The following is a 23,911-nucleotide window of genomic DNA, read 5'->3' as shown; positions in this document are numbered from 1 at the left end:
GGTCAGACCCGGCCGAGGTAGTTGCCCTCGCGGGTGTCGACCTTGACCTTCTCGCCGGTGGTGATGAACAGCGGGACCTGGATCTGCAGGCCGGTCTCGACGGTGGCGGGCTTGGTGCCGCCGGTCGAGCGGTCGCCCTGGAGGCCGGGCTCGGTGTAGGTGACCTCGAGCTCCACGGACGCGGGCAGGTCGATGTAGAGCGGGTTGCCGTCGTGCAGCGCGACGGTGGCGACCTGGTTCTCCAGCAGGTAGTTCTTGGCGTCGCCGACCACGTCCTCGCTGATGTTCAGCTGGTCGTAGGTGTCGGTGTCCATGAACACGTACGCCTCGCCGTCGTGGTACAGGTACTGCATGTCGCGGCGGTCGACGCTCGCGGACTCCACCTTGGTGTCGGAGTTGAAGGTGCGGTCGACCACCTTGCCGGTGAGGACGTGCTTGAGCTTGGTGCGCACGACCGTGTTGCCCTTGCCAGGCTTGTGGTGCTGGAACCAGGCGACGGTCCACAGCTGGCCATCGATGTCGAGGACCACGCCGTTCTTCAGGTCGTTGGTGGAGATGGTTGGCACGAGCCAGCCCGCTTTCGTCCGAGAAGAGTTTCGCGACCGCACAGTCTAGCCGTCCGCGCTGACTTGTCAGAATCAGCGCGACGTGGGTCACGGCTGGCGGGTGCGGATCCCGTCGAGCAGTTCGGCCTTCGCCCGTGCCCGGGGCAGCGAGTGCTCCTCCATCCAGTCGGCCGTCGCATCGCCGCCGGCCCCACGCAGGCCGTCGATCACCCGGGCGACCACCTGAGGCGCCTTGTTCTGGCTCATCTTCGCCTTGCCGTCCACCCGGGTGATCCGGACTTCACCCCGACGATGGCCCGCAGCAGCCGGTCCACGGACGCAGGCTCCATCGCATCGACGGACGCGTCGCCGTGCGCGAGGCTCAGCCGGCGGACGACGGCCAGCAGCCACTCCGGGTCGCGGTGGACGACGAGGTCGCCCCACGCGTGGACCGTGACGTAGTTCCAGGTCGGGACGTTGGGCGAGGCGGGCGTGCTCAGCCAGTCGGCCTCGACGTAGTCGTCGGGACCGTGCAGGACGAACATCGCCTCGACCGGCTCTCCTGCTTCGGCCGGACGCCACTGGTCGTTGACCAGCGACAGGTGCCCGACCAGCCGGCCGAAATCGCTGCCGTCGTCCTCGTGCAGCATCGGCACGTAGGTGGCGACCAGGCCCGGCGGCCCGTACGTGACCAGGTCGCCCGCGCGTCCGGCCGCCAGGACGTCGGCGACCTGCTCGGTCGTCATCGCGAAGTGCGCGGGAATGTACACCCTCAGGCCTCGTTCAGGCGGAGGAACGCGTCGGCGAGGGCGCCCTCGCTCGGGTCGGCCACCACGGTCGGTCGCCGAGCCCGTTGAGCAGGACGTAGCGCAGCCGGGAGCCGCGCGACTTCTTGTCCAGGTTCATGCTCTCGTGCAGGCTCAGCCAGACCCCCTCGGGGTAGCTCGTCCGCAGGCCGGCCGCGGTGAGCACCCGACGGTGCCGGGCGACCAGGTCGTCGTCGATCATGCCGAGCTCACGGGCCACCTCCGCGGCGTACACCATGCCGATCGCGACAGCCTGCCCGTGCCGGAGCAGGAAGTGCTCGTGGCGCTCGATGGCGTGGCCGAGCGTGTGCCCGTAGTTCAGCGCCTCCCTGCCGATGTCGCCGCCCTGGGAGGTGCGCTCGCGCAGGTCCGAGGCGACCACGGCCGCCTTCACCGAGACGGCCCTGCGGATCAGTTCCGCCTGCACGGTCGCCGGCCGCGGCCAGCGCGTCGGCCGGATCCTCCTCGAAGAGGTCGAGGATCGAGGGATCGGCGATGAAGCCGGACTTCAGTACCTCGGCCATCCCCGAGCGCAACTCCCCGTCAGGCAGCGTCTCGAGGAAGTCGAGGTCGGCCAGCACGGTGAACGGCTCGTAGAAGGACCCGACGAGGTTCTTGCCCGCGCTCAGGTTGATCCCGGTCTTGCCGCCGACCGCCGCGTCCACCATGGCCAGCAGCGAGGTCGGCAGCGCGATGTAGCGGACGCCGCGCAGCCACGTCGCCGCGACGAAGCCTGCGAGGTCGGTGGTCGCGCCGCCGCCGAGGCCGAGGACCGCGTCCGAGCGGGTGAACCCCGCGCCGGCCAGCGCCTCCCAGCAGCCCTGGAGCACCTCGGCGGTCTTGCCGGCCTCCGCCTCGGGGACGCGGATCGCCGTCACCTGCTGGTCGAGGCCCGCGGTGATGGCCGGCAGCAGCGATGCGAGCCCCGGCGGGTGGATCACGGCGACCCGCTCGACCCCGTCCAGGAACTGCGGGAGCAGGCTGGACGCGCCACGTCCCACCACCACCTGGTACGGCTGGTCGGTGCTGACGTCGATCGGCACCCAGGTCATCCCACGCTCCTCACTCGACGGATCTCCTCCGCCACCTCCGCGGCGCTCCGTGCGGTCGGTCTCCACCACCAGGGTGGCGACCGCCGCGTACAAGGGTGCCCTGCTCGCGAGCAACGCCCCGAGCCGGTCCCGGATGGCGACCAGTGCGTCCATCCCCAGCGCATTCATGCCCAGCCGGCGGGTCACGGTCGCGACGGAGGCCCGCAGCCACGCCACCGGCGCCCCGACGAGGGCCTCGCGCACGGTCGCCGACTCCACCGCGCCGCTGCCGAGCGCGACCACCCCCGGGCCGGCGAGGGCGGCCAGGCACGCGCGCTCCTCGACCACGCGGTACGCCGCCTCTCCGTGGCCGGCGAAGAACTCCTCCGCGCTGGAGCCCAGCGCCTGCTCGACCAGGCTGTCGACCTCGACCAGCGGCACGCCCCACAGTTCGGCGAGGAGCGCGGCGACGGTGGACTTCCCCGAACCGGGGATGCCGACCAGGACGAGGTCGGGACCGGTCAACCCAGGTTCCGTTCGGCCAGCCTGGCCAGATAGGCGGTGTGGTTGCGGCGGGTCTCGGCCAGCGAGTCGCCGCCGAACTTCTCCAGCGCGGCCTCGGCGAGGACGAGGGCCACCATCGCCTCCGCGACCACGCCGGCCGCCGGCACCGCGCACACATCGGAGCGCTGGTGGTGGGCCTGCGCGGCCTCGCCGGTGGTGACGTCGACGGTGCGCAGCGCACGGGGGACGGTGGCGATCGGCTTCATGGCAGCCCGGACGCGGAGCACCTCGCCGTTGCTCATCCCGCCCTCGGTGCCGCCGGAACGGTTGGAGAGCCGGTGGACGCCACCGTCGGCGGGCGTCATCTCGTCGTGGGCGAGGCTGCCCTGGGTCGCGGCCAGCGCGAAGCCGTCCCCGACCTCGACGCCCTTGATGGCCTGGATGCCCATCAGCGCGCCGGCGAGTTTCGCGTCCAGGCGACGGTCCCCCTGGCTGTGCGAGCCGAGGCCCGGCGGCAGCCCGTAGGCCAGCACCTCGACGACGCCGCCGAGGGTGTCGCCGTCGGCCTTCGCCGCGGCGACCTCGTCGAGCATCGCCTGCCCTGCCGCCTGGTCGAAGCAGCGGACCGGGTGGGCGTCGATCGCGTCGAGGTCGTCTGGGCCGGGCAGGACGGACGCGTCCGTCTCCGCGGAACCGATCCGGACGACGTGGCTGAGCACGCGGATGCCGAACGCCTGCTCGAGGAAGTTCGCCGCGACCCTGCCCAGCGCCACGCGGGCGGCCGTCTCGCGGGCGGAAGCCCGCTCCAGGATCGGCCGGGCCTCGTCCCAGTCGTACTTCTGCATCCCCGAGAGGTCGGCGTGCCCCGGCCGCGGCCGGGTGAGGGCGGCGTTGCGGGCCAGTTCGGCCAGCTCGTCCGCAGGCACCGGGTCGGGGGCCATCACGGTCTCCCACTTGGGCCACTCGGTGTTGCCGACCATGATCGCGATCGGCGAGCCGAGGGTCTCCCCGTGGCGGACCCCGGTGAGCAGGGTCACCTCGTCGGCCTCGAACTTCATCCGGGCACCCCGGCCGGTGCCGAGCCGGCGCCGCGCCAGCGCTGCACCGACGTCCGCCGAGGTCAGCAGGACGTGGGCGGGGATCCCCTCGATGGTCGCGACGAGGGCACGTCCATGGGACTCGCCGGCGGTCAGGTAGCGCAGCATTCGCCTGGTTCCGTCACTTCCCGTTGCACTTGTCGCGGTTGGCGTCGGACGCCGTGCACCACGCCTGGAGCTTCGCCTGGTGGCCTTCTGCTCGTCGTAGGTGGTCGCGAACGCGGTCTCACCCGTGTCGAGGTTCACCACCGTGAAGTACAGCCAGTCACCGTCCGCGGGCGCGATCGCGGCCTGCATCGACTTCTTCGACGGCGAGGTGATCGGCCCGACGGGCAGTCCCTTGTGCAGGTAGGTGTTGTAGGGAGAATCCTTGGCGCGCTCTCCGGGGTGGTGAAGACCCGGCCGGTGATGTTGTTCGCGTAGGCGACCGTCGCGTCCGACTGCAGCTTCATGCCGGAGTCCAGCCGGTTGTAGAAGACCCGGGCGATCTTCGCCCTGTCGTCGTCGTTGGTGCCGGCTTCCTTCTCGATGATGCTGGCCATCGTCAGCACCTCGTAGGGCGTGTAGCCGAGCGCCGTCGCCGCGTCCTGGAAGCCGATCTCGTCGGCGACGTTGTTGAACTGCTTGGTGGTCAGCTTCAGCACCGTGGACGCGGTGGGCTTGTCGGGCAACTCGTAGGTGTCGGGGGAGATGAACCCTCTCGCCGCCCGCTCGGCCCAACTGGGCAGGCCGAGCTTCTTCCAGTCCTTCAACGCGGCCTCGAGCGACTTCGTCGTCACGCCGCTCGCCTTCGAGATGGCGGTGACCTGCTGGGACAGCCGCAGCCCGTCCTTCAGCGTCATCCGGTTGTGCACGATGTTGGCCGGGTCGAGCAGCATCGCCAGGGCCACCTTGGCGGGGAGCTGGGTCTTCAGGGCGTAGCGGCCGTAGGCGATCTTCGCCGAGTCGGCGTTCGCGGCCGCTTCGCGGGTGAAGGCCTTGGTGGTCTTCACCACGTCTGCCTGGACGAGGATGTTGGCGATGTCGGAGATGGTGGCGCCCTTGGGGATGTCGACCTCCACCGGGTCGACGCCCTCACCGATGTAGTCCTCGGCGGTGCGGTAGTCCAGCCAGGCGTCGTGCGCCTTGGTGTAGACGAACCAGCCGCCGCCGATGAACACCGACAGCGACAACAGCACGGCGAACGCCGAACGGAACTTGTACCAGACCTCCTTGAGGTCCAGCTTGCCGGTCTCGGGGTCCCTGATCTCCCCGGGGAATCGGTTACTCATCCGTGGGCGTCCTTCCTTCACCGGGCGCGGGCTGCAGTTCCCCTGGCGGCCGGCCGGTGGTGCGTTCGTGGTGCAGGGCCGTCTCCAAGAGTGCCACGGCCGCAGCCTGGTCGATCACCCGACGCTGCCGGCGCGTGTTGCGTCCGGCGGTGGAGAGCTGCCGGGAGGCGGTCACGGTGGTCAGTCTCTCATCCACCAGCCGGATCGGCACGTCAGGCAGCGCCGACGCGAGGGACGCGGCCACCTCCCGCATCGCGACGGCGGCAGGCCCCTCCGCACCGGCCAGGTTCCGCGGCAGGCCGAGGACGACCTCGAGCGGCTCGTACTCGGCCACCAGGGCGCGCACGCGGTCGAGCGCCGTGGGGCCAGCCGGCACGGTCTCGACCGGGTGGGCGAGGATGCCGTCGGGGTCACTGGCCGCGACCCCGATCCTCGCCCGCCCCCAGTCGAGCGCGAGCCGGACGCCCCTGCGCACGCTCAGCCGGCCAGCGCCGCGCGGATGGCGGCCAGCGCCTGCGGCGCAGCCGCCCCGTCCGTGCCGCCGCCCTGGGCGAGGTCGTCACGACCGCCGCCACGGCCGCCGAGCGCCGCGGCACCGGCGCCGACGAGGGCTCCGGCCTTCGCGCCGAGCGCGCGGGCCGCGTCCGTCGTGGCCACGATCAGGACCGGCTTCGCTTCGCCGCCGATCAGCGCGACCACCCCGGCGCGACCGCCGAACGCCCCGCGGACCTCCTGGGCCAGGGTGCGCAGGTCGTCGGCCGGCGTGCCCGGCAGGTGCCGGGCGACCAGCTCGTACCCGCCGACCTGTTCGGCCCCGGCCACCAGGGACGGCACCGAGCCGAGCAGCTCGCGGGTGCGCAGCGAGGCGATCTCCTTCTCGGCCGCCTTCACCTGGGCGACCAGCTTGGTGACGCGGTCGGTCAGCTGGTCGGGCTGGACCTTCAGCAGGTCGGCCAGGCCCGCGACGAGCGCGCGCTCCTTCGCCAGGTGCGAGAACGCGTCCGCGGACACGAACGCCTCGACCCGGCGCAGGCCGGAGCCGACCGACGACTCACCGAGCAGGCTGAGCAGCCCGATCTGGGAGGTCCGCTCGACGTGGGTGCCACCGCACAGCTCCCGCGACCACGGGCCCGCCAGCTCGACCATCCGGACGACCTCGCCGTACTTCTCCCCGAACATCGCCTGCGCGCCGAGCGCCCTGGCCTGGGCGAGCGGCATCTCGGTCGCGGTCACCTCGTAGTCGGCGCGGATGGCCTCGTTGCTGACGCCCTCGAGCTCCTCCTTCAGGCCCTGGCTGAGCGCCTGCGCGGCGTTGAAGTCGAAGCGCAGGTAGCCGGGCTTGTTGTAGGAGCCCGCCTGGTGGGTGGACTCGCCCAGCAGCTGGCGCAGGGCCGCGTTCACGATGTGCGTGGCGGTGTGCGCCTGGCAGGCGCCGGCGCGGGCGAGCGCGTCCACTGCTGCGGTGACCGCCGCGCCGGTCGCGAGCTCGCCGTCGTCGACCCGAACCTTGTGCACGACGAGGCCCTGCACGGGGCGCTGCACGTCCAGCACCTCGAGGCTGAGGCCGTCGCCCGTGATCAGGCCGGTGTCGGCGTCCTGGCCGCCCGCCTCGGCGTAGAACGGGGTCTGGTCGAGCACGACCTCGACGACGTCACCGGGCTGCGCGCGGTCGACCAGCCGGCCGTCCGCGACGATGCCGCGCACCTTCGCGGACGCGGTGAGCTCGGTGTAGCCGAGGAAGGGCACCTCGCCGTCGGCGCGCAGCGTCCGGTAGGCCTCGGTGGCGACGGTCGCGCCCTTCTTCGCCTTCGCGTCGGCCCGCGCGCGGTCCTTCTGCTCCTGCATGAGCCGGCGGAAACCGGGCTCGTCCACGGTGAGGCCCTGCTCGCTCGCCATCTCCAGGGTGAGGTCGATCGGGAACCCGTAGGTGTCGTGCAGGGCGAACGCGCGCTCGCCGGAAATCTCGGTGGCGTGCTCCTCGCGCGCCCGTCCCGCGGCCAGGTCGAAGATCTGGGTGCCCGCGGCCAGCGTCCGGCGGAACGCGTCCTCCTCGCCGTAGGCGACCTGGCTGACCCGCGCCCACTGGTCGGTGACGTCGGGGTAGGACGCGCTCATCAGGTCGCGGCTGACCGGCAGCAGTTCGGGCAGGACCGGGTCGTTGACGCCGAGCAGCCGCATCGAGCGGACGCTGCGGCGCAGCAGCCGGCGCAACACGTAGCCGCGCGCCTCGTTGCCGGGGGTGACACCGTCGGTCATCAGCATCAGCGCGGACCGGACGTGGTCGCCGACCACGCGCAGGCGGACGTCGTCCTGCGCGTCCTTGCCGTAGCGGGTGCCGGCGATCTCGGCCGCCCTGGTGATGACGGGGAAGATCTCGTCGATCTCGTACATGTTCGCGACGCCCTGGAGCAGGTAGGCGGTGCGCTCCAGCCCCATGCCGGTGTCGATGTTCTTGCTCGGCAGCGGCCCGAGCACGTCGAAATCGTCCTTCGCGCGAACGGCGGACAGCTCCTCGGTCTGGAAGACCAGGTTCCAGATCTCGAGGAAGCGGTCCTCGTCGACGACCGGCCCGCCGTCCGGGCCGAACTCCGCCCCGCGGTCGATGTAGATCTCGGAGCACGGGCCGCCGGGGCCGGGGATGCCCATGTGCCAGTAGTTGTCCTTCAGCCCGCGCCGCTGGATCCGCTCGTCCGGGATGCCGACCTTGCGCCACAGCCCCGCCGCCTCGTCGTCGTCGAGGTAGACGGTGACCCAGACCTTGTCGGGGTCGAAGCCGTAGTTGCCGTCGGCCTGGCTGCCGGTGACGAGCTCCCAGGCGAACTCGATGGCACCTTCCTTGAAGTAGTCGCCGAAGGAGAAGTTGCCGTTCATCTGGAAGAAGGTGCCGTGCCGGGTGGTCTTGCCGACCTCCTCGATGTCGAGGGTGCGCACGCACTTCTGCACGCTCACGGCGCGCTTGTACGGTGCGTCCTCCGCGCCGGTGAAGTAGGGCTTGAACGGCACCATGCCCGCGTTCACGAACAGCAGCGTGGGGTCGTTGTACACCAGGGGCGTGGAGGGCACGATGGTGTGCCCCCGCGCGGCGAAGAAGTCGAGGTAACGCTGGCGGATGTCCGCAGTCTTCATGTCTGTTGGTCCTTGTTGAAGGCGGCGCGGAGCGCCGGGGGAACGTGTGTCGGGGATCCTCCTGGACGAGGGCTTCGGCGTCGCCGCCGGCTCACTCGTCCAGGCCGAGAGCCTCTCGCAGCTCGCCCTCGCGGGTGTCCATGGCCTCACCCATCGTGGCGAGGAACTCCCCGACCCGGTCGACGAGGCCCTCCCTGGTCTTCTCGAGCTGGGTCGCGACGCCCTTGGGCGTGAACCGCTCGTAGTACTCGCGTCCCTTGAGCACGACGACCGCGGCCAGGCCCACCCCCACGGCGAACCAGAACAGGCGCTTGCCCATCACTTGGCCTTCTTGGACGTCTTCTTGCCGCTGACGGCCTGCCGGACGCCGTACGTGAAGGCCGCGGTCTTGATCAGCGGTCCGCCCAGCGTGGACGCGAACAGGGTGGACAGCTGGGCGGCGTTCTCGCTCACCACGGTGGCGTGCGAACTCACCTTCGCGACGTCCTCGGTCACCACGCTCAGCTTGCCCAGCTCGGTGTTGGTCGCCGTGACGGTGCCCTTGAGCTCCTGCAGGATCGGGACCGAGTTGTGGCCGAGGTCGCGGACGGCGAGGCGCAGCTCCTCCAGCACCCGACCCAGCTTCAGCAGCGGCACCGCGCAGAACACGACGAACGCCACCGCGGCCACCGCGGCGATCAGGCCGGCGATCTCTCCGGCGGACATGGGCTTACCTCGCTGTCTGAAGTTCTTTTCCCGTCAAGCACCTTGACCCCTGAAGAGTACGCGAGAACCGACCGGGACGCGCGAGCGGCTCGACTCCCCCACCTGTCGTCGCTCCCCAGCCCCACACTGTCATCCCTCCCTCAGTACCACCCTGTCATCCCGGCGAAAGCCGGGATCTCGCCCTCAAGGTGCGGACGGCTCTCTACCGGAGATCCCGGGTCAGGCCCGGGATGACAGGAGCTCCTCGCCCTGTCATCCCGGCGAAAGCCGGGATCTCGCCCTCAGAGTGCGGACTTGCTCTCTACCGGAGATCCCGGGTCAAGCCCGGGATGACAGGCGCTCCTCGCGGTTCACTCCGGCGTGCGACCGAGCAGGTCCTCCAGCAGGACCAGGCGCTCGGCGAGGCTCGCCTCGTTGCCGTGGTCGGTGGGCTCGTAGTAGCGGACGCCCTCGAGTTCGTCCGGCAGGTACTGCTGGCGGGCGACGCCGTGCTCGGCGTCGTGCGCGTAGACGTAGCCCGTGCCGTGCCCGTAGGTCTTGGCGCCCGGGTAGTGCGCGTCCCGCAGGTGCGGCGGGACGGTACCGATCCGGCCCGCGCGGACGTCGGCAATGGCGGCGTCCACCGCCTTCACCACCGCATTCGACTTGGGGGCCATCGCGCAGGCGATCACCGCCTGGGCCAGGTTGATCCGCGCCTCCGGCAGCCCGATCAGCTGGACGGCCTGGGCGGCGGCCACGCAGGTCTGGAGCACGGACGGGGCGGCCATGCCGATGTCCTCGCTGGCGAGGATGACCAACCGGCGGGCGATGAACCGCGGGTCCTCCCCCGCCTCCAGCATCCGGGCCAGGTAGTGCAGGCCGGCCTGCACGTCGGAGCCGCGCAGGCTCTTGATGAAGGCGCTGATCACGTCGTAGTGCTGATCGCCGTCCCTGTCGTAGCGGACGGCGGCCTTGTCGACGGCCGTGGAGACGACGTCGGCGTCGATCACAGCGGTGCCCTGCGCGGTCGCCCCGGCCGCGGACTCCTCCAGGTAGGTCAGGGCCCTGCGGGCGTCGCCGCCCGCGAACCGCAGCAGCGCCGAGCGGGCCTCGTCCGTCAGCGAGTAGGCACCGCTGAGGCCGCGTTCGTCGGAAAGGGCCCGGTCGAGCAGCGTGGCGATGTCGGCGTCGGTGAGCGGCTGCAGCGTCAGCAGCAGCGAGCGGGACAGCAGCGGGGAGATCACAGAGAAGGACGGGTTCTCCGTCGTCGCGGCGACCAGTGTCACCAGCCGGTTCTCCACGGCCGGAAGCAGCACGTCCTGCTGCGCCTTGGAGAACCGGTGCACCTCGTCCACGAACAGCACGGTGCCGACGCCGTGGACCAGTTCGCGCTGGGCCTCGGCCAGGGCAGCCCTGACCTCCTTGACCCCTGCGGTGACGGCGGACAGCTCGACGAACCGACGCTGCCCTGTCGCCGACACGACCGCGGCGATCGTGGTCTTGCCCACCCCGGGCGGCCCCCAGAGGAAGACCGACATGGCGGCCTTGCCTTCGGCGAGCCTGCGCAGTGGGGAGCCGGGTCCGAGCAGGTGGTCCTGGCCGACGATCTCGTCGACCGAGCGCGGACGCATCCGCACCGCGAGCGGGGTGTCGGCATGCCCGGCCGTGCTGAGCGACCCGCCGGGCACGGGCGCGGGGGCCTCGTGGATCGGGTTGCCGAACAGGTCGGTGTCCATCGCGTCGACGCTACACCGCGCCGACCCCACTTGCGGTCCGCGATATATCGAGCTACTCTCGATATATCGGTGTTGTACCGATGACAGATTTCGAGGAGAACAACCATGAACGACAACACATATGACGAGAACTGGAACGACGACCCCCGCGCCCGTCGCAGGGGTGCGCACCACGGCGGTCGCGGACGCGGCAGGGACTTCGGGCCCGGGTTCGGTCCCGGCGCCTTCGGCCCGGCGGCCTTCGGAATGGGCGGCCCGTTCGGCCCCGGTGGCCCCTTCGGCCCGAACGGTCCGATGGGCCCGGCGGCCCGGGGTCGCGGACGGGGACGGCGCGGCCACGTCCGCACGGCGATCCTCGCCCTGCTCGCCGACGAGCCGCTGAACGGCTACCAGGTCATGCAGACGCTCGCCGAGCGCACGCAGGGCATGTGGAAGCCGAGCCCGGGCGCGGTCTACCCCGCGCTCTCCCAACTGGAGGACGAGGGCCTGATCGAGTCCTTCGACAACGAGGGCCAGAAGGCCTTCCGCCTGACCGAGGCGGGCCGCAAGGCCGCCGAGCAGGTCGAGACCCCGCCGTGGGAGATGGTCAACGAGGCCGTCGCCGGCTGGGGCCCCGACCAGCTGAAGGGGATGTGGAAGGAGTTCGCCAGCGTCGCAGCCGCGGCCAAGGAACTCACCCGCAACGGCAACCCGCAGCAGGTCGAGGCGGCCACCACGCTGCTCGCCGAGACCCGCCGCAAGCTGTACGGCCTGCTGGCCAGTGACGGCGAGGACGTCCACAACGGGGACGACCTGCGGTAATCAGCCCCGCACACCACAAGGTGGACGGATCTGCGGCGTACTCGCCCGGATCCGTCCACCTTGTCGTGTCAGGGGTTCTGTTCCACCACAAGGTGGACGGTTCTGCGGCGTACTCGCCACGAAGCGTCCACCTTGTGGTGGGTCAGGCCTGCTTGGGCGGCGGCGGGACGAAGTCCACGCCGGCCTCCTTGCGCTGGCGGGCGGTGATCGGGGCCGGCGCCTCGGTCAGCGGGTCGAAGCCGCCGCCGGTCTTCGGGAACGCGATCACGTCGCGGATCGTCTCGAAGCCGCCCAGCAGCATGACGAGACGGTCCAGGCCGAAGGCGATGCCGCCGTGCGGCGGGGCGCCGTAGCTGAAGGCGTCGAGCAGGAAGCCGAACTTCTCCTGCGCCTCCTCCGCGCCGATGCCCATCACCGAGAACACCCGCTCCTGGACGTCGCGCCGGTGGATACGGATCGAGCCACCGCCCACCTCGTTGCCGTTGCACACGAAGTCGTAGCCGTAGCTCAGTGCCGAGCCGGGATCGGTGTCGAAGGTGGCCAGCGACTCCGGCTTGGGGGAGGTGAAGGCGTGGTGGACGGCCGTCCACTTGCCCTCGCCGACAGCGACGTCACCGGACGCGACCGCGTCCGCCGCGGGCTTGAACATCGGGGCGTCGACGATCCACAGGAAGCTCCACGCCTTCTCGTCGATCAGCCCGGCCCGCTTGCCGATCTCCAGCCGGGCCGCGCCCAGCAGCTCCTGGGACGCCTCACGCGCCCCAGCGGCGAAGAAGATCGCGTCGCCCGGGTTGGCGTCCATCGCCGCGGCGATGCCGTCCCGCTCGGACTCGGAGATGTTCTTGGCGACCGGGCCGCCCAGCGTCCCGTCCTCGCCGATCGTGATGTAGGCCAGCCCCTTCGCGCCGTGCTGCTTGGCCCACTCCTGCCAGGCGTCGAACTGGCGCCGCGGCAGGGATGCGCCGCCGGGCATGACCACGCCGCCGACGTAGGGGTTCTGGAACACCCGGAACGGGGTGTCGGCGAAGAACGCGGTCAGCTCGCGGATCTTCAACCCGAAGCGCAGGTCCGGCTTGTCGGAGCCGTAGTCGTTCATCGCGTCGTGCCAGGTCATCCGCGGCAGCGGGGTGGGCACCTCCACCCCGACCAGCTTCCAGCACGCGGCCATCACGGCCTCGCCGATCGCGATCACGTCGTCCTGGTCGACGAAGCTCATCTCGATGTCCAGCTGGGTGAACTCGGGCTGCCGGTCGGCCCGGAAGTCCTCGTCGCGGTAGCAGCGGGCGATCTGGTAGTAGCGCTCCATGCCGGCCACCATGAGCAGCTGCTTGAACAGCTGCGGGCTCTGCGGCAGCGCGTACCACTTCCCGGGGTGCAGCCGCGCGGGGACGATGAAGTCGCGCGCACCCTCGGGGGTGGAGCGGGTCAGCGTCGGGGTCTCGATGTCGTAGAAGTCGTGGGCGGCGAGCACCTCGCGAATGGTGTGGGTCACGTCCGAGCGCAGCACGAGGGCGTCGTGGGGACGCTGCCGGCGCAGGTCGAGGTAGCGGTAGCGCAGCCGCGCGTCCTCGCCCACCCCGGAACGCTCGTCGATCTGGAACGGCAGCGGCGCGGACGCGTTGAGGACCTCGAGTTCGCTGACGACGACCTCGATCTCACCCGTGGGCAGGTCGGTGTTGGCGTTGCCGTCCGGACGGGCCTCGACGACGCCGACCACCTTGATGCAGTACTCGTTGCGGAGTTCGTGGGCGCCGGACGCGTCCAGCACCTCGTCGCGGATCACGACCTGGACGATGCCGGAGGCGTCCCTCAGGTCGATGAAGGCGACCCCGCCGTGGTCCCGCCGCTTGCCCACCCATCCGGTGAGCGTGACGGCGGCCCCGATGTCGGAGGCGCGCAGGGTGCCGGCCCTGTGGGTTCGCAGCATGACGGTGTTCCTTTCTGTGCCCCGCATAGACGGTGCGGCGCGTTCTGACGAGTCTAGGCCGGGAGCCCCGGCGGCGACGAAACGGACGGGTCGCTACCCGCGCACCACGAGCGGACGCCGGTCGGCCGCGGGCGGCTCCCACGTGTCCGGGTCGGCGGGCACCTGCTCGCCGCTGCGGATGTCCTTCACCTCGCCGGTGGAGAACCACACGAACGGGATGCCGCGGCGGTCGGCGTAGCGGATCTGCTTGCCGAACCGGTCGGCCCTGGCCGCCACCTCGCACGGGATCCCGCGGGCGCGCAGGCGGGCGGCGATCGCGTCCGCCTCGACCCGGGTCTCCTCGGCGTCCACGGCGACGAGGACGCAGCTCGGCACGATCCGTGACGCGGCCAGCGTGCCCCTGCCGATCAGCGGTGCCAGAACGCGGGTCACGCCGATCGACAACCCGACACCCGGGTAGGTGGTGCGCCCGTCGGAGGCCAGCGAGTCGTAGCGGCCACCGGAGCAGATCGAGCCGAGGTGCTCGAAGCCGTCCATGGTGGTCTCGTAGACGGTGCCGGTGTAGTAGTCGAGGCCGCGGGCGATCTTGAGGTCGGCGACGATCCGTCCCGGGGCGATCTGTGCGCCGGCCCGGACGACGGCCGCGAGTTGCTCCAGCCCCTCGTCCAGCAGTGCGTGGCGGACGCCGAGCGCGCGCACCCGCTCGACGAACGAGTCGTCCCCCGAAGCGATCGTGGCCAGCGCCAGGCACTGCCCTGCGACCTCTGCGGAGAGCCCGAGCTCGCCGGTGAGCAGGTCGCGGACCGCGTCCGGCCCGATCTTGTCGAGCTTGTCGACCCGCTGCAGGACGGCGAGGTGGTCGTCGATGCCCAGGCCTCGGTAGAACCCCTCGGCCAGGCGCCGGTTGTTCACCCGCATCACGACCGACGGCAGCCCGAAGTCGGTGTGCAGCTTCTCCAGGGCCTCCAGGATCACCCGGGCGACCTCGACGTCGTGGTGCTCGGCGAGGACGTCCTGGCCGACGACGTCGATGTCGGCCTGCAGGAACTCGCGGTAGCGCCCCTCCTGCGGCCGCTCGCCCCGCCACACCTTCTGGATCTGGTAGCGCCGGAACGGGAAGACCAGGTGGCCGGAGTTCTCCAGCACGTAGCGGGCGAAGGGGACGGTCAGGTCGAAGTGCAGCCCGAGCTCGTCGGTGGCGTCGGCGCTCGCGTGCAGACGGCGGACGACGTACACCTCCTTGTCGATCTCGCCCTTGCGGGTGAGCTGTTCCATCGGCTCGACCGCGCGGGTCTCGATGGAGGAGAAGCCGTGCAGCTCGAAGGTGTCGGCCAGGCTGGCCAGCACGCGCTGCTCGACGACGCGTCCGGACGGCAGGAACTCGGGGAAGCCCGACAGGGCCCTGGGCCGGGCCATCAGCGGCCCACCGACGCCGGCGCGAGGTGGGGGTTGGCCACGCGCTCGTGCGCCATGGTCGTCTGCGGGCCGTGGCCGGGCAGGAGCGCGACCGAGTCGGGCAGCGGCAGGATGACGTCGCGCAGCGTCCGGGCCATCGCCCTGGCGTCGCCGCCGGGGAGGTCGGTGCGTCCGATCGAGCCGGCGAACACGACGTCGCCGCTGAACACGATCCGGTTCACCCCGGGGTTGCGTCCGTTGTAGTCGAGGCCGAGCAGCACCGACCCCTCCGTGTGGCCCGGCGCGGGCGTGACGCTGAACCGCAGCCGGGCGATGTTCAGCTCGGTGAGCCCGTCGAGCTCCTCCACGCGCGCAGGCTCGGCCAGCGGCTCCTTCAGCACCTGGCGCAGCAGGGCGACCCCGTCCGCGTTCAGGCCGGCGGCCGGCTCGGAGAGCAGGTCACGGTCGGCGGAGTGGATCCACAGCGGGATGTTGAACTCGTCGGCGAGCTCCGCGGCGTTGGCGACGTGGTCGAAATGGCCGTGGGTGGCGAGGATTCCCTTCGGCTTCAGCTGGTGGTCGGACAGGAGCCGGCGCACGCTCGGCGCGGCGTCCTGCCCGGGGTCGACCACGACGCAATCGGAGACGCCGGGTGCCGCGACCACGTAGCAGTTGGCCTGCCAGTGGCCGGATGCGAAGGAAGCCAGGAACACGCGCGACAGACTACCGGCTGTTCGAGCCTCGCCGCGTTGTCACAAACAGGGTCGGATCAGGCAAGATGATCCCCATGAACTCCACCTCAGGTCCGGCGGACTTCGGTCGCGTCGACCCGGACGGCACGGTCTATGTGCGCACGGGCGACGGCGAGCGGGTCGTCGGTCAGATTCCCGATGTCGAAGCTGCCGAGGCGCTCGCCTTCTACACCAGGCGCTACGAGGCCCTCGAGGTGGAGGTCGGGCTGCTGGAGACCAGGGTGAAGAGCGGCGCGCTCTCCCCCGAGGAGGCCCGGCACAGCATCAGCGCTGTCCGCGCGAGCGTGGCGTCCGCCAACGCCGTCGGCGACCTGGAGGGACTCGCCGCGCGCCTGGACGCGCTGTCCCCCGTGCTCGCCGAGCAGGCGGAGGTGCGCAAGGCAGAGCGCTCGAAGCAGCAGGCCGCGACGAAGGAGACCAAGGAACGCATGGTCGCCGAGGCCGAGGTCCTCGCCGCCGGCAACGACTGGCGGGGCGGGGTGAACCGGTTCCGGGCCCTGCTCGATGAGTGGAAGGCCTTGCCGCGGATCGACCGCGCGACCGACGACGCGCTGTGGCACCGGTTCTCGGCGGCCCGGACGACGTACACCCGTCGCCGCAAGTCGCAATTCGCCGAGCAGGCCGCCAAGCGCGAGGGTGCCCGGCAGGAGAAGGAGCAGATCATCGCCGAGGCCCGCGCGCTCGCGTCCTCGACGGAGTGGGGACCGACGGCCGGCGCGTTCCGCGACCTGATGACCCGCTGGAAGGCTGCCGGTGCCGCTCCCCGCGAGATCGACGACCAGTTGTGGGCGGAGTTCCGCGGGATCCAGGACGGCTTCTTCAGCGCCCGCGCGTCCGTGCTCAGCGAGCAGGACGCGGAGTACAAGGCCAACCTCGACGCGAAGCTCGCGCTCCTCGACGAGGCCGAGGCGTCGCTGCTGCCGGTCACGGACCTCGCCGCGGCGCGGGCCGGGTACCGGAGCTTCCTGGAGAAGTTCAACGCCTACGGGCGCGTGCCGCGTGAGCAGATGCGGGCGGTCGACGCCCGGGTGAAGGCGATCGAGTCCGCGGTGAAGTCCGCGGAGGACGCGGAGTGGCGTCGCACCGATCCCCAGGCGCGGGCCCGTGCGGAGGAGACCGTCGGCATGCTGTCGGCCGAGATCGACAAGCTCACGGAGAAGGCCGCGAAGGCGACCGCGCGCGGAGACAAGGCCGCCGCGGCGAAGGCCAACGACTCGATCGCGACCTACCAGACCTGGCTCGACCAGGCGAAGGCCACGCTCGCCGACTTCAACCGCTGAGCGGGGCACCGCTGCCCGGCAGCCAGAGACGAGATCCCGGGTCAAGCCCGGGATGACAGGGTCGGGGACGGGATGACCTCGCGGAGCGAGGTCAGTTCTTGATCCGGAAGACGTCGTAGACGCCAGGCACCTTGCGCACGGCCCCGATCAGGTGTTCGAGGTGCGTGGGGTCGGTCGTCTCGAACGTGAAGCGGAACTTGAACGTGTGGTCCTTCGCCGTGTTCAGGGTGGCGGTCTGGATCGAGAATGTGGTGCTCCCCCATCACCCGCGTCACCTCCGAGAGGATCCCGGTGCGGTCGAGGCCCTCCACCTGGAGCGCGACCAGGAACGAGCTGGTCGAGGTGGGCGCCCACGCCACGTCCACGAGCCGCTCGGGCTGGCTGCGCAGCGACTGCGCGTTCGTGCAGTCGACCCGGTGCACGGAGACGCCGCTCTCCCTGGTCACGAAGCCGAGGATCTCGTCCCCGGGGACGGGCCGGCAGCACCGCGCGAGCTTCACCCACACGTTCGGGTCGCCCTGGACCACCACGCCGGCGTCGTTGCCCGACGTCATCCGGCCACGCCGCGGACGGGCGGTGATCACCGAGGTGTCCTCGCCGCCGATCTCGGCGACCTCCTCCGCGCCGCCCTCGGACGCGATCAGCCGCTGCACCACCGCCTGCGGGCTGATCGAGCCCTCGCCGATCGCCGCGTAGAGCGCATTCACGTCCGCCACCCGGAAGTGCTCGGTGAGCCCGGTCATGTGCTCCGGCGTCAGCAGCCGCTGCAGGGGCAGGCCGGCCCTGCGCAGTTGCCGGGTGAGCTGCTCCTTGCCGGTGTCGACCGACTCCTCGCGCCGCTCGCGCATGAAGTACTGCCGGATCTTGCCGCGCGCCCGCGGGCTCCTCACGAACCCCAGCCAGTCGCGGCTCGGGCCGGCGTTGGCCGCCTTCGACGTGAGCACCTCGACGACGTCGCCGCTGGACAGGGCCGACTCCAGGGAGACGAGGCGCCCGTTCACGCGGGCGCCGATCGTCCGGTGCCCCACCTCGGTGTGGACCGCGTAGGCGAAGTCGACCGGGGTCCCGCCGGCGGGCAGGCTGATCACGTCGCCCTTCGGCGTGAACACGAACACCTCGTCGTTCGCGATCTCGAACCGCAGGGTGTCGAGGAACTCGCCCGGGTCCTCGGTCTCGCGCTGCCACTGGTTGATCTGCTGCACCCAGTTGAGCTCGGTCCCGTCGACCTTGCCCTCCTTGTACTTCCAGTGGGCGGCCACGCCGTACTCGGCCTGCCGGTGCATCTCGTGGGTGCGGATCTGCAGCTCGACCGGCTTGCCGCCCGGGCCCAGCACGGTGGTGTGCAGCGACTGGTACAGGTTGAACTTCGGCATCGCGATGTAGTCCTTGAACCGCCCGGGCAGGGGGTTCCACCGCGCGTGCAGCGTGCCGAGCGCCGCGTAGCAGTCCCGCTGGGTGTCCACCAGGATCCGCAGCCCGACCAGGTCGTAGATGTCGGCGAAGTCACGTCCCCGCACGACCATCTTCTGGTAGATCGAGTAGTAGTGCTTGGGACGCCCGTACACGGTCGACTTGATCCCGGCGTCGGCGAGGTCGGCACGGACCTGCTCCGTGACCACCCGCAGGTAGTCCTCCCGCAGCGGCGCCCGCGCGGCGACCAGCTTCACGATCTCGTCGTAGACCTTCGGCTGGAGGGTGGCGAAGGAGAGGTCCTCCAGCTCCCACTTGATCGCGTTCATGCCCAGCCGGTGGGCCAGCGGGGCGAAGATCTCCAGGGTGTCCCGAGCGATCGCCATCTGCTTGTCCTGGCGCAGGTAGCCGATCGTGCGCATGTTGTGCAGCCGGTCGGCGAGCTTGATGACGAGGACGCGGATGTCCTTGCTCATCGCCATCACCATCTTGCGGATGGTCTCCGCCTTCGCCGACTCGCCGTACTGGATCTTGTCCAGCTTGGTCACGCCGTCGACCATCGCGGCGATCTCGGTCCCGAAGTCGGCCGTCAGCTGCTCGACGGTGTAGGAGGTGTCCTCCACGGTGTCGTGCAACAGGGCTGCGGCGATCGTCGGCTCGGTCATCCCGAGCTCGGCAAGGATCGTGGCCACGGCCAGCGGGTGGGTGATGTACGCGTCACCGCTCTTGCGCAGCTGGCCGGTGTGGTAGTGCTCGGCCGTCCGGTACGCCCGCTCGATCAGCGCGACGTCGGCCTTGGGGTGGTGGGTGTGGATGATCCGGACCAGCGGATCGAGCACCGCCGCCGGCTGGTTGCGCTGGGCGCCGATCCGGGCGAGGACCTGGCGCATCCGCAGGCGGGGCTGGTCGGTCGACGCGAGTCGACCGCGGGGTTCGCCCGGCAGGCCGTCCCCTTCGCCGTACGGTCCGTGGACGCCCTGCGACACGCCGCCTCCGCTGTTCGAGAAGTGGAGGCTCACTCTACCCGCGGCGACCGGGGCGCGCCTGCGGCCTTCCGCACGACGACGACCTCGTCACCGGTGCGCAGGGTCTCGGTGCCGAGTTCGTAGTAGCGCCGCAGCGTTCGGTTCCGGACGATGGCCAGCACCTTCTCGCCCTCGAGCTCGTCGGGATGCCTGCCCTCCTCGTCCCTGGTCACCAACCGCTGGACCACCTCGAGGCCCTCGCCCGCGGACAGCAGGTCCTCGATGACTTCCCCGAGTTCCGGGCTCAGCGAGCTCAGGCCCATCAGCCGGCCGACCGCGTCCGAGGACGTGACGACGGCGTCCGCGCCCGACTGCCGGACCAGGGGCAGGTTCAGGGAGTCGCGAACGGCGACCACGAGATGGGCGCCGCGGTTCAGCTGGCGCACGGTGAGCGTGGCGAGGATCGCGGTGTCGTCCCTCCCGACGGTGACGATCACCTCCTTGGCCTTCGGCAGCTCGGCGCGGTGCAGCAGCTCGCGCGAGGTGGCGTCCCCCCCGAAGGCGGCCAGGCCGTGCCGGTTCGCCGCGGCCACCGCCTGGGCGTCGGCGTCGATGACGAGGATTCGCTCGGGGGGCACCGATCCCCGCAGCAGCGCGGCGGTGGCGCTCTGGCCCGTGGTGCCGTAGCCGATGACGACGGTGTGGTTGCGCATCTTCCTCCTCCAGCGCGAGTCCCGCAGCGCGCGGCGGCCCTGGTTGGCCAGCACCTCCACGGTGGTGCCGACCAACAGCACCAGGAAGGCGATCCGGATCGGCGTCACGACGAAGACGTTGATCAGCCGCGCGTGCGGCGGCACGGGGGTGATGTCGCCGTAGCCCGTGGTGGTCATCGTGACCGTCGCGTAGTACAGCGCGTCGATGAAGTCGACGCCGTCACCACCGGTGTGGTCGCCGTACGCGTCCCTGTCGATGTAGACGATCAGCGTGAGCAGCAGGAGCAGGCCGAGCGCGACGGCGACCCGGGTGAGCAGCTCGCGGACGGGCGTCGTGGCCCGGCTCGGCAGGCTCACCTGTGCCCGTCCCGACCAGATGCCGGAACGGGCCGGACGGGGCCGCGGCGACGCCATCAGACCTTCAGGACCGCCGAGGTCTCGTGGACGCCGACCGCCTCCAGCCGCTCGCGGCCGCCGAGGAAGCCGAGTTCGATCAGGACCGACACGTGCACGAGGTCGGCGCCCAGCCGGCTGATCAGGGCCGCCGTCGCGCCGATCGTCCCCCCGGTCGCGAGGACGTCGTCGATCACCAGCACCTTCGCGCCGGGCATGATCGCGTCGGTGTGGACGGCGAGCGTCTCGTCGCCGTACTCCAGCGAGAACGTCTGCGTGTAGACGTCACCGGGCAGCTTGCCCGGCTTGCGGACGGGGACGAAGCCCGCCCCCAGCTCGAGGGCCACCGGACCGGCGAAGATGAAGCCTCGCGCCTCCATGCCGACCACCACGTCGATGCCGTCCGGAGCGCTCGCGGCCAGTTCCTCGACCGCCGCCCGGTAGCCGGTCGGGCTGGCCAGGAGCGGCGTGATGTCCTTGAACACCACGCCCGGCTTCGGGAAGTCCGGGATGTCCCTGATCAGCGAGGAGATCAGCGACCGGTTCTGCTCGTGCGCGGTCATGGCCTACTTCCTGCGCTGGCTGCGCGACTGGCGGTTGGGCTGCTGGCGAGCCCCCGCCTGGACGTCCTTCGCCGAGACCAGGCCGAGCGTCGCCGGGTCGACCGGGGTGGCCGCCGCGTCCCCCACCGCCACCGTCACCGACTTGGTCGGCTTGCGGACGGCCTTCTCCGTGGCGCGCGCCTCGCGGCGGGCCAGCCGCTCGCGGTGCTCCTGCATGTCCGGGTCGGACTCCCGCATCTGCGCGAGCAGCGGGGTGGCGATGAAGATCGAGGAGTAGGCGCCGGCGATCATGCCCACGAACAGGGCCAGGCCCAGGTCCTTCAGCGGACCGGTGCCGAGGATGAACCAGCCGGTGAACAGCAGGGCCGCCACCGGCAGCACCCCGATCACGGTCGTGTTCAGCGAGCGCACCAGCACCTGGTTGAGGGCGGAGTTCGCCTGGAAGGAGTAGGTGTGCTTGGAGTGGGCGATGTCGCGGGTGTTCTCGCGGATCCTGTCGAACACCACCATCGTGTCGTACAGCGAGTAGCCCAGGATCGTGAGGACGCCGATCATGGTCGCCGGGGTGACGGAGAACCCGATCAGCGCGTACACGCCCACCGTGACCACGAGGTCGTGCAGCAGCGCGACGATGGCCGCGATGCTCATCTTGAACTCGCGGAAGTAGATCCAGATCAGGATCATCACCAGCACGAGGAAGACGACCAGGGCGATCAGCGCCTGGGTCGAGATCTGCTGGCCCCACGACGCGCCGATCAGGGAGTAGGCCACGTCGTCGGTCTCCGCGCCGACCGCCTGGGCGATCGCCGCCTTGACCTCGGTGACGTTGCTCTCGGAGTTGATCTGCTGGGTCTGGACGCGGACCGTGTCGGTGCCGACCGTGGTGACGCTCAGGTCGTCGCCCGCCACGCCGAGCGCCGCGACGGCTTCGCGGACGTCGTCCACGGTAGCCGCGGTCACGGTGGTCGGGGCCGAGAACTCCGCGCCGCCGGTGAACTCGATGCCCCAGTTGAGGCCGCGGAACAGCAGGGCACCGATCGAGATCAGCAGCACGATGCCCGAGATCACGTACCAGCGCTTGCGGTGGCCGACGAAGTCGTAGGAGATCTCCCCGGTGTACAGCCGGTGCGCGATGCCCGGCTTCTTGGCCGGAGCCGCCGTGGGCTCGGTGAGTTGGTCGGTCATCACGCCTCCCCTCCCGCGGTGGCCGCACCCTTGCGCAGCGAGTTGTGCAGTGGCGCCGTGCTGGTGCCCATGTGCTCGGCCTCGAAGCCGGAGAAGCGGTGGCCCTCTCCGAAGAACTTCGTCCGGCCGAGCAGCGTCATCATCGGCTTGGTGAAGAAGAACACCACGGCGATGTCGATGGCGGTGGTCAGGCCGAGGGTGAAGGCGAAGCCCTTCACCGAGCCGATCGCGATCACGAACAGCACGATCGCCGACAGCAGCGACACGGAGTCGGCGGCCAGGATCGTCTTGCGGGACCGGAGCCACCCGGTCTCGATCGCCGTGCGCAGGCTGCGTCCCTCACGAACCTCGTCGCGTATTCGTTCGAAGTAGATGATGAACGAGTCGGCCGTCACGCCGATCGCCACGATGGCACCGGCGATGCCGGGCAGGTTCAGCGCGAAGCCCATGCTCAACCCCAGCAGCACCATCAGCGCCCAGGTGAGGGCGCCGGCCACCACCAGCGACAGGGTTACCACGAGGGCGAGGCCCCGGTAGTACAGGATGCTGTAGAGCAGCACCAGACCCAGGCCGATCAGGCCGGCGATGATGCCCGCCTGCAGCTGGTCGCCACCGAGCTTGGCCGACACGTTCTCCACGCTGGAGATCTCGAAGGACAGCGGCAGCGCGCCGTACGTCAGCACGTTCGCCAGCTGGGTGGCGCTGGCCTGGGTGAAGCTGCCCTCGATCTGGGCCTGGCCGCCGGAGATGGTCGAACTCACCGACGGCGCGGAGATCACCTGGCCGTCCAGCACGATGCCGAACTGGTTCTCGGGGCTGGTCTGCTCGGCGAGGTGGCCGGTCACGGTGGCGAAGTCGGCCGCACCCTGGCTGTTGAACTGCAGGGTGACGACGTAGGACACCGAGTTCTGCGGGACCGCGGCCTGCGCCTTGGTCACCTGCTGGCCACTGATCAGTGCGGGGCCGAGCAGGTACTTGTAGGTGTTCGTGTCGTCACAGGTGATCAGCGGCTGGTCGGTCACGTCCGGGGTCGGGCTGGTCTGGCCGCACTGGAACGCGTCGAACTCGCTCGTGTCGCGATCGCTCGGGGTGTACTTCAGCAGGTCGGTCAGGCTCGCCGCCGGGGTTGCCGCCACGGTCGGGCGGGGGCTGGCCACCGGGGTCGGCAGCGCGGGCATCGGCCGCTTGTTGCCGGTGCTGGACGCCGTCGCGGTCGGCTCGGCCGACGCGGTGGCGGTCGGCTGTGCGGACGCCGTCGGCTCGGTCGAGGCCGTCGCCGTCGGCTCCTCCGCGGACGCGGTCGCGGTCGGCTCCGTCGTCGCCGTGCCGGTGGACGCCTCCTGCTTGAAGACCTGGCGGAAGTACAGCTGGGCGGTCTTGCCGACCATCTGGACCAACTCGTCCTGCTGGACGTTCGGCACCGAGACCACGATCTGGCGGTCGCCCGACGTGGTCACCTCGCTCTCGCCGACACCGATCGAGTCCACGCGCTGCTGGATGATCGTCCGGGCGAGCTCGAGGCTCTTGGCGTCCACGGTGCCGTCACCGCTGACGTTGGAGGCGGTGAGGGTGATCGTGCTGCCACCACGGAGGTCCAGGCCGAGCTTCGGCGTCCAGATGTTGTTCCAGGCCATCACCCCGAACAGCGCCGCAATGACGAGTGCGAGGAGGATGAGCGTGCGCAGCGGGTGCGCGTGTTTCCTGCTTGTCGTAGCCACGTGAAGCCT

General features: G+C 70.7%; 20 protein-coding genes and 2 pseudogenes. 2 read left to right on the top strand and 20 right to left on the bottom strand.

The window, feature by feature from the left end; all coding sequences use genetic code 11:
* Window positions 1–2 precede the first annotated feature (2 nt).
* The 12 genes and pseudogenes from efp to QM779_RS04385 all read right to left on the bottom strand — a co-directional run bounded on the left by efp (window position 3) and on the right by QM779_RS04385 (window position 10,800).
* Window positions 3–557 (bottom strand): elongation factor P, encoded by a 555-nt coding sequence (gene efp, locus QM779_RS04440; protein WP_428533068.1) that lies wholly within the window; start codon window positions 555–557, stop codon window positions 3–5.
* 96 nt (window positions 558–653) lie between these two features.
* Window positions 654–812, bottom strand: coding sequence for a hypothetical protein (locus tag QM779_RS04435; protein ID WP_428532185.1), 159 nt, complete (start codon window positions 810–812; stop codon window positions 654–656).
* The gene (locus tag QM779_RS04430; RefSeq protein WP_428532182.1) at window positions 809–1,315 is read right to left on the bottom strand and encodes an FMN-binding negative transcriptional regulator; all 507 of its coding nucleotides are present in this window, start codon (window positions 1,313–1,315) and stop codon (window positions 809–811) included. The genes QM779_RS04435 and QM779_RS04430 overlap by 4 nt, the downstream gene beginning before the upstream one ends.
* A 13-nt stretch (window positions 1,316–1,328) precedes the next feature.
* Window positions 1,329–1,733: a 3-dehydroquinate synthase family protein gene (locus QM779_RS04425; protein ID WP_428532179.1), complete on the bottom strand. Its 405-nt coding sequence runs from the start codon at window positions 1,731–1,733 to the stop codon at window positions 1,329–1,331.
* A gap of 208 nt (window positions 1,734–1,941) precedes the next feature.
* Window positions 1,942–2,907 (bottom strand): annotated as a pseudogene (locus tag QM779_RS04420) (shikimate kinase); the annotation flags it as partial.
* A complete protein-coding gene (gene aroC / locus QM779_RS04415) occupies window positions 2,904–4,304 on the bottom strand; it encodes a chorismate synthase (RefSeq protein WP_428533065.1) in 1,401 nt (466 codons plus the stop codon). The gene aroC and the pseudogene QM779_RS04420, both read right to left, overlap by 4 nt.
* A complete protein-coding gene (gene mltG / locus QM779_RS04410; RefSeq protein ID WP_428532176.1) occupies window positions 4,226–5,254 on the bottom strand; it encodes an endolytic transglycosylase MltG in 1,029 nt (342 codons plus the stop codon). Before mltG ends, aroC begins: the two co-directional genes overlap by 79 nt.
* The gene (gene ruvX, locus QM779_RS04405; RefSeq protein WP_428532173.1) at window positions 5,247–5,729 is read right to left on the bottom strand and encodes a Holliday junction resolvase RuvX; all 483 of its coding nucleotides are present in this window, start codon (window positions 5,727–5,729) and stop codon (window positions 5,247–5,249) included. Before ruvX ends, mltG begins: the two co-directional genes overlap by 8 nt.
* Before the next feature lie 2 nt (window positions 5,730–5,731).
* Complete coding sequence (gene alaS, locus QM779_RS04400; RefSeq protein ID WP_428532170.1) at window positions 5,732–8,380, bottom strand: alanine--tRNA ligase; 2,649 nt, start codon at window positions 8,378–8,380, stop codon at window positions 5,732–5,734.
* Window positions 8,381–8,471: 91 nt separating this feature from the next.
* Window positions 8,472–8,699, bottom strand: coding sequence for a hypothetical protein (locus QM779_RS04395; protein ID WP_428532167.1), 228 nt, complete (start codon window positions 8,697–8,699; stop codon window positions 8,472–8,474).
* Complete coding sequence (locus QM779_RS04390) at window positions 8,699–9,085, bottom strand: DUF948 domain-containing protein (RefSeq protein WP_428532164.1); 387 nt, start codon at window positions 9,083–9,085, stop codon at window positions 8,699–8,701. Before QM779_RS04390 ends, QM779_RS04395 begins: the two co-directional genes overlap by 1 nt.
* 350 nt (window positions 9,086–9,435) lie before the next feature.
* Window positions 9,436–10,800, bottom strand: coding sequence for a replication-associated recombination protein A (locus QM779_RS04385; protein ID WP_428532161.1), 1,365 nt, complete (start codon window positions 10,798–10,800; stop codon window positions 9,436–9,438).
* A gap of 105 nt (window positions 10,801–10,905) precedes the next feature.
* Here QM779_RS04385 and QM779_RS04380 point away from each other — a divergent pair, with 105 nt between their 5' ends.
* The gene (locus QM779_RS04380; protein WP_428532158.1) at window positions 10,906–11,601 is read left to right on the top strand and encodes a PadR family transcriptional regulator; all 696 of its coding nucleotides are present in this window, start codon (window positions 10,906–10,908) and stop codon (window positions 11,599–11,601) included.
* Between the two features lie 142 nt (window positions 11,602–11,743).
* On the opposite strand, the gene aspS is transcribed toward QM779_RS04380, so the two are convergent.
* The 3 genes from aspS to QM779_RS04365 all read right to left on the bottom strand — a co-directional run bounded on the left by aspS (window position 11,744) and on the right by QM779_RS04365 (window position 15,636).
* Entirely contained in the window at window positions 11,744–13,528 is a 1,785-nt protein-coding gene (gene aspS, locus QM779_RS04375; RefSeq protein ID WP_428532155.1) for an aspartate--tRNA ligase, read from the bottom strand.
* A 93-nt stretch (window positions 13,529–13,621) separates the two neighbouring features.
* Window positions 13,622–14,944 carry a histidine--tRNA ligase gene (gene hisS, locus QM779_RS04370; RefSeq protein WP_428532152.1) on the bottom strand — a complete coding sequence of 441 codons (1,323 nt, stop codon included), beginning with the start codon at window positions 14,942–14,944 and terminating at the stop codon, window positions 13,622–13,624.
* Window positions 14,944–15,636 (bottom strand): MBL fold metallo-hydrolase, encoded by a 693-nt coding sequence (locus QM779_RS04365; protein ID WP_428532149.1) that lies wholly within the window; start codon window positions 15,634–15,636, stop codon window positions 14,944–14,946. The genes hisS and QM779_RS04365 overlap by 1 nt, the downstream gene beginning before the upstream one ends.
* 74 nt (window positions 15,637–15,710) lie before the next feature.
* Here QM779_RS04365 and QM779_RS04360 point away from each other — a divergent pair, with 74 nt between their 5' ends.
* Entirely contained in the window at window positions 15,711–16,955 is a 1,245-nt protein-coding gene (locus QM779_RS04360; RefSeq protein ID WP_428532146.1) for a DUF349 domain-containing protein, read from the top strand.
* A 91-nt stretch (window positions 16,956–17,046) separates the two neighbouring features.
* Here the strand turns inward: QM779_RS04360 and QM779_RS04355 are convergent.
* The 5 genes and pseudogenes from QM779_RS04355 to secD all read right to left on the bottom strand — a co-directional run bounded on the left by QM779_RS04355 (window position 17,047) and on the right by secD (window position 23,902).
* Window positions 17,047–19,351, bottom strand: a pseudogene (locus QM779_RS04355) (RelA/SpoT family protein).
* Window positions 19,352–19,380: 29 nt separating this feature from the next.
* Complete coding sequence (locus tag QM779_RS04350) at window positions 19,381–20,457, bottom strand: potassium channel family protein (RefSeq protein ID WP_428532143.1); 1,077 nt, start codon at window positions 20,455–20,457, stop codon at window positions 19,381–19,383.
* A complete protein-coding gene (locus QM779_RS04345; protein ID WP_428532140.1) occupies window positions 20,457–20,999 on the bottom strand; it encodes an adenine phosphoribosyltransferase in 543 nt (180 codons plus the stop codon). Before QM779_RS04345 ends, QM779_RS04350 begins: the two co-directional genes overlap by 1 nt.
* 3 nt (window positions 21,000–21,002) lie before the next feature.
* Entirely contained in the window at window positions 21,003–22,184 is a 1,182-nt protein-coding gene (secF, locus tag QM779_RS04340) for a protein translocase subunit SecF (protein ID WP_428532137.1), read from the bottom strand.
* Entirely contained in the window at window positions 22,184–23,902 is a 1,719-nt protein-coding gene (gene secD, locus QM779_RS04335) for a protein translocase subunit SecD (RefSeq protein WP_428532134.1), read from the bottom strand. The genes secF and secD overlap by 1 nt, the downstream gene beginning before the upstream one ends.
* Window positions 23,903–23,911 lie beyond the last annotated feature (9 nt).

It is taken from the genome of Propionicimonas sp. (assembly GCF_049840635.1).
Taxonomy (GTDB): Bacteria; Actinomycetota; Actinomycetes; order Propionibacteriales; family Propionibacteriaceae; genus Propionicimonas.
Note: the sequence above shows the minus strand (reverse complement) of the source record. Positions and strands in the feature narration are given on the sequence as shown.

Bases quoted from the DNA above. Each gene is read 5' to 3' on its own strand.
- QM779_RS04395 (WP_428532167.1), bottom strand. From the start codon at position 8,699: ATGGGCAAGCGCCTGTTCTGGTTCGCCGTGGGGGTGGGCCTGGCCGCG.
- QM779_RS04385 (WP_428532161.1), bottom strand. From the start codon at position 10,800: ATGGACACCGACCTGTTCGGCAACCCGATCCACGAGGCCCCCGCGCCC.
- alaS (WP_428532170.1), bottom strand. From the start codon at position 8,380: ATGAAGACTGCGGACATCCGCCAGCGTTACCTCGACTTCTTCGCCGCG.
- aspS (WP_428532155.1), bottom strand. From the start codon at position 13,528: ATGCTGCGAACCCACAGGGCCGGCACCCTGCGCGCCTCCGACATCGGG.
- secF (WP_428532137.1), bottom strand. From the start codon at position 22,184: ATGACCGACCAACTCACCGAGCCCACGGCGGCTCCGGCCAAGAAGCCG.
- hisS (WP_428532152.1), bottom strand. From the start codon at position 14,944: ATGGCCCGGCCCAGGGCCCTGTCGGGCTTCCCCGAGTTCCTGCCGTCC.
- QM779_RS04360 (WP_428532146.1), top strand. From the start codon at position 15,711: ATGAACTCCACCTCAGGTCCGGCGGACTTCGGTCGCGTCGACCCGGAC.
- QM779_RS04380 (WP_428532158.1), top strand. From the start codon at position 10,906: ATGAACGACAACACATATGACGAGAACTGGAACGACGACCCCCGCGCC.
- QM779_RS04435 (WP_428532185.1), bottom strand. From the start codon at position 812: ATGAGCCAGAACAAGGCGCCTCAGGTGGTCGCCCGGGTGATCGACGGC.
- mltG (WP_428532176.1), bottom strand. From the start codon at position 5,254: ATGAGTAACCGATTCCCCGGGGAGATCAGGGACCCCGAGACCGGCAAG.
- QM779_RS04350 (WP_428532143.1), bottom strand. From the start codon at position 20,457: ATGGCGTCGCCGCGGCCCCGTCCGGCCCGTTCCGGCATCTGGTCGGGA.
- QM779_RS04390 (WP_428532164.1), bottom strand. From the start codon at position 9,085: ATGTCCGCCGGAGAGATCGCCGGCCTGATCGCCGCGGTGGCCGCGGTG.
- QM779_RS04345 (WP_428532140.1), bottom strand. From the start codon at position 20,999: ATGACCGCGCACGAGCAGAACCGGTCGCTGATCTCCTCGCTGATCAGG.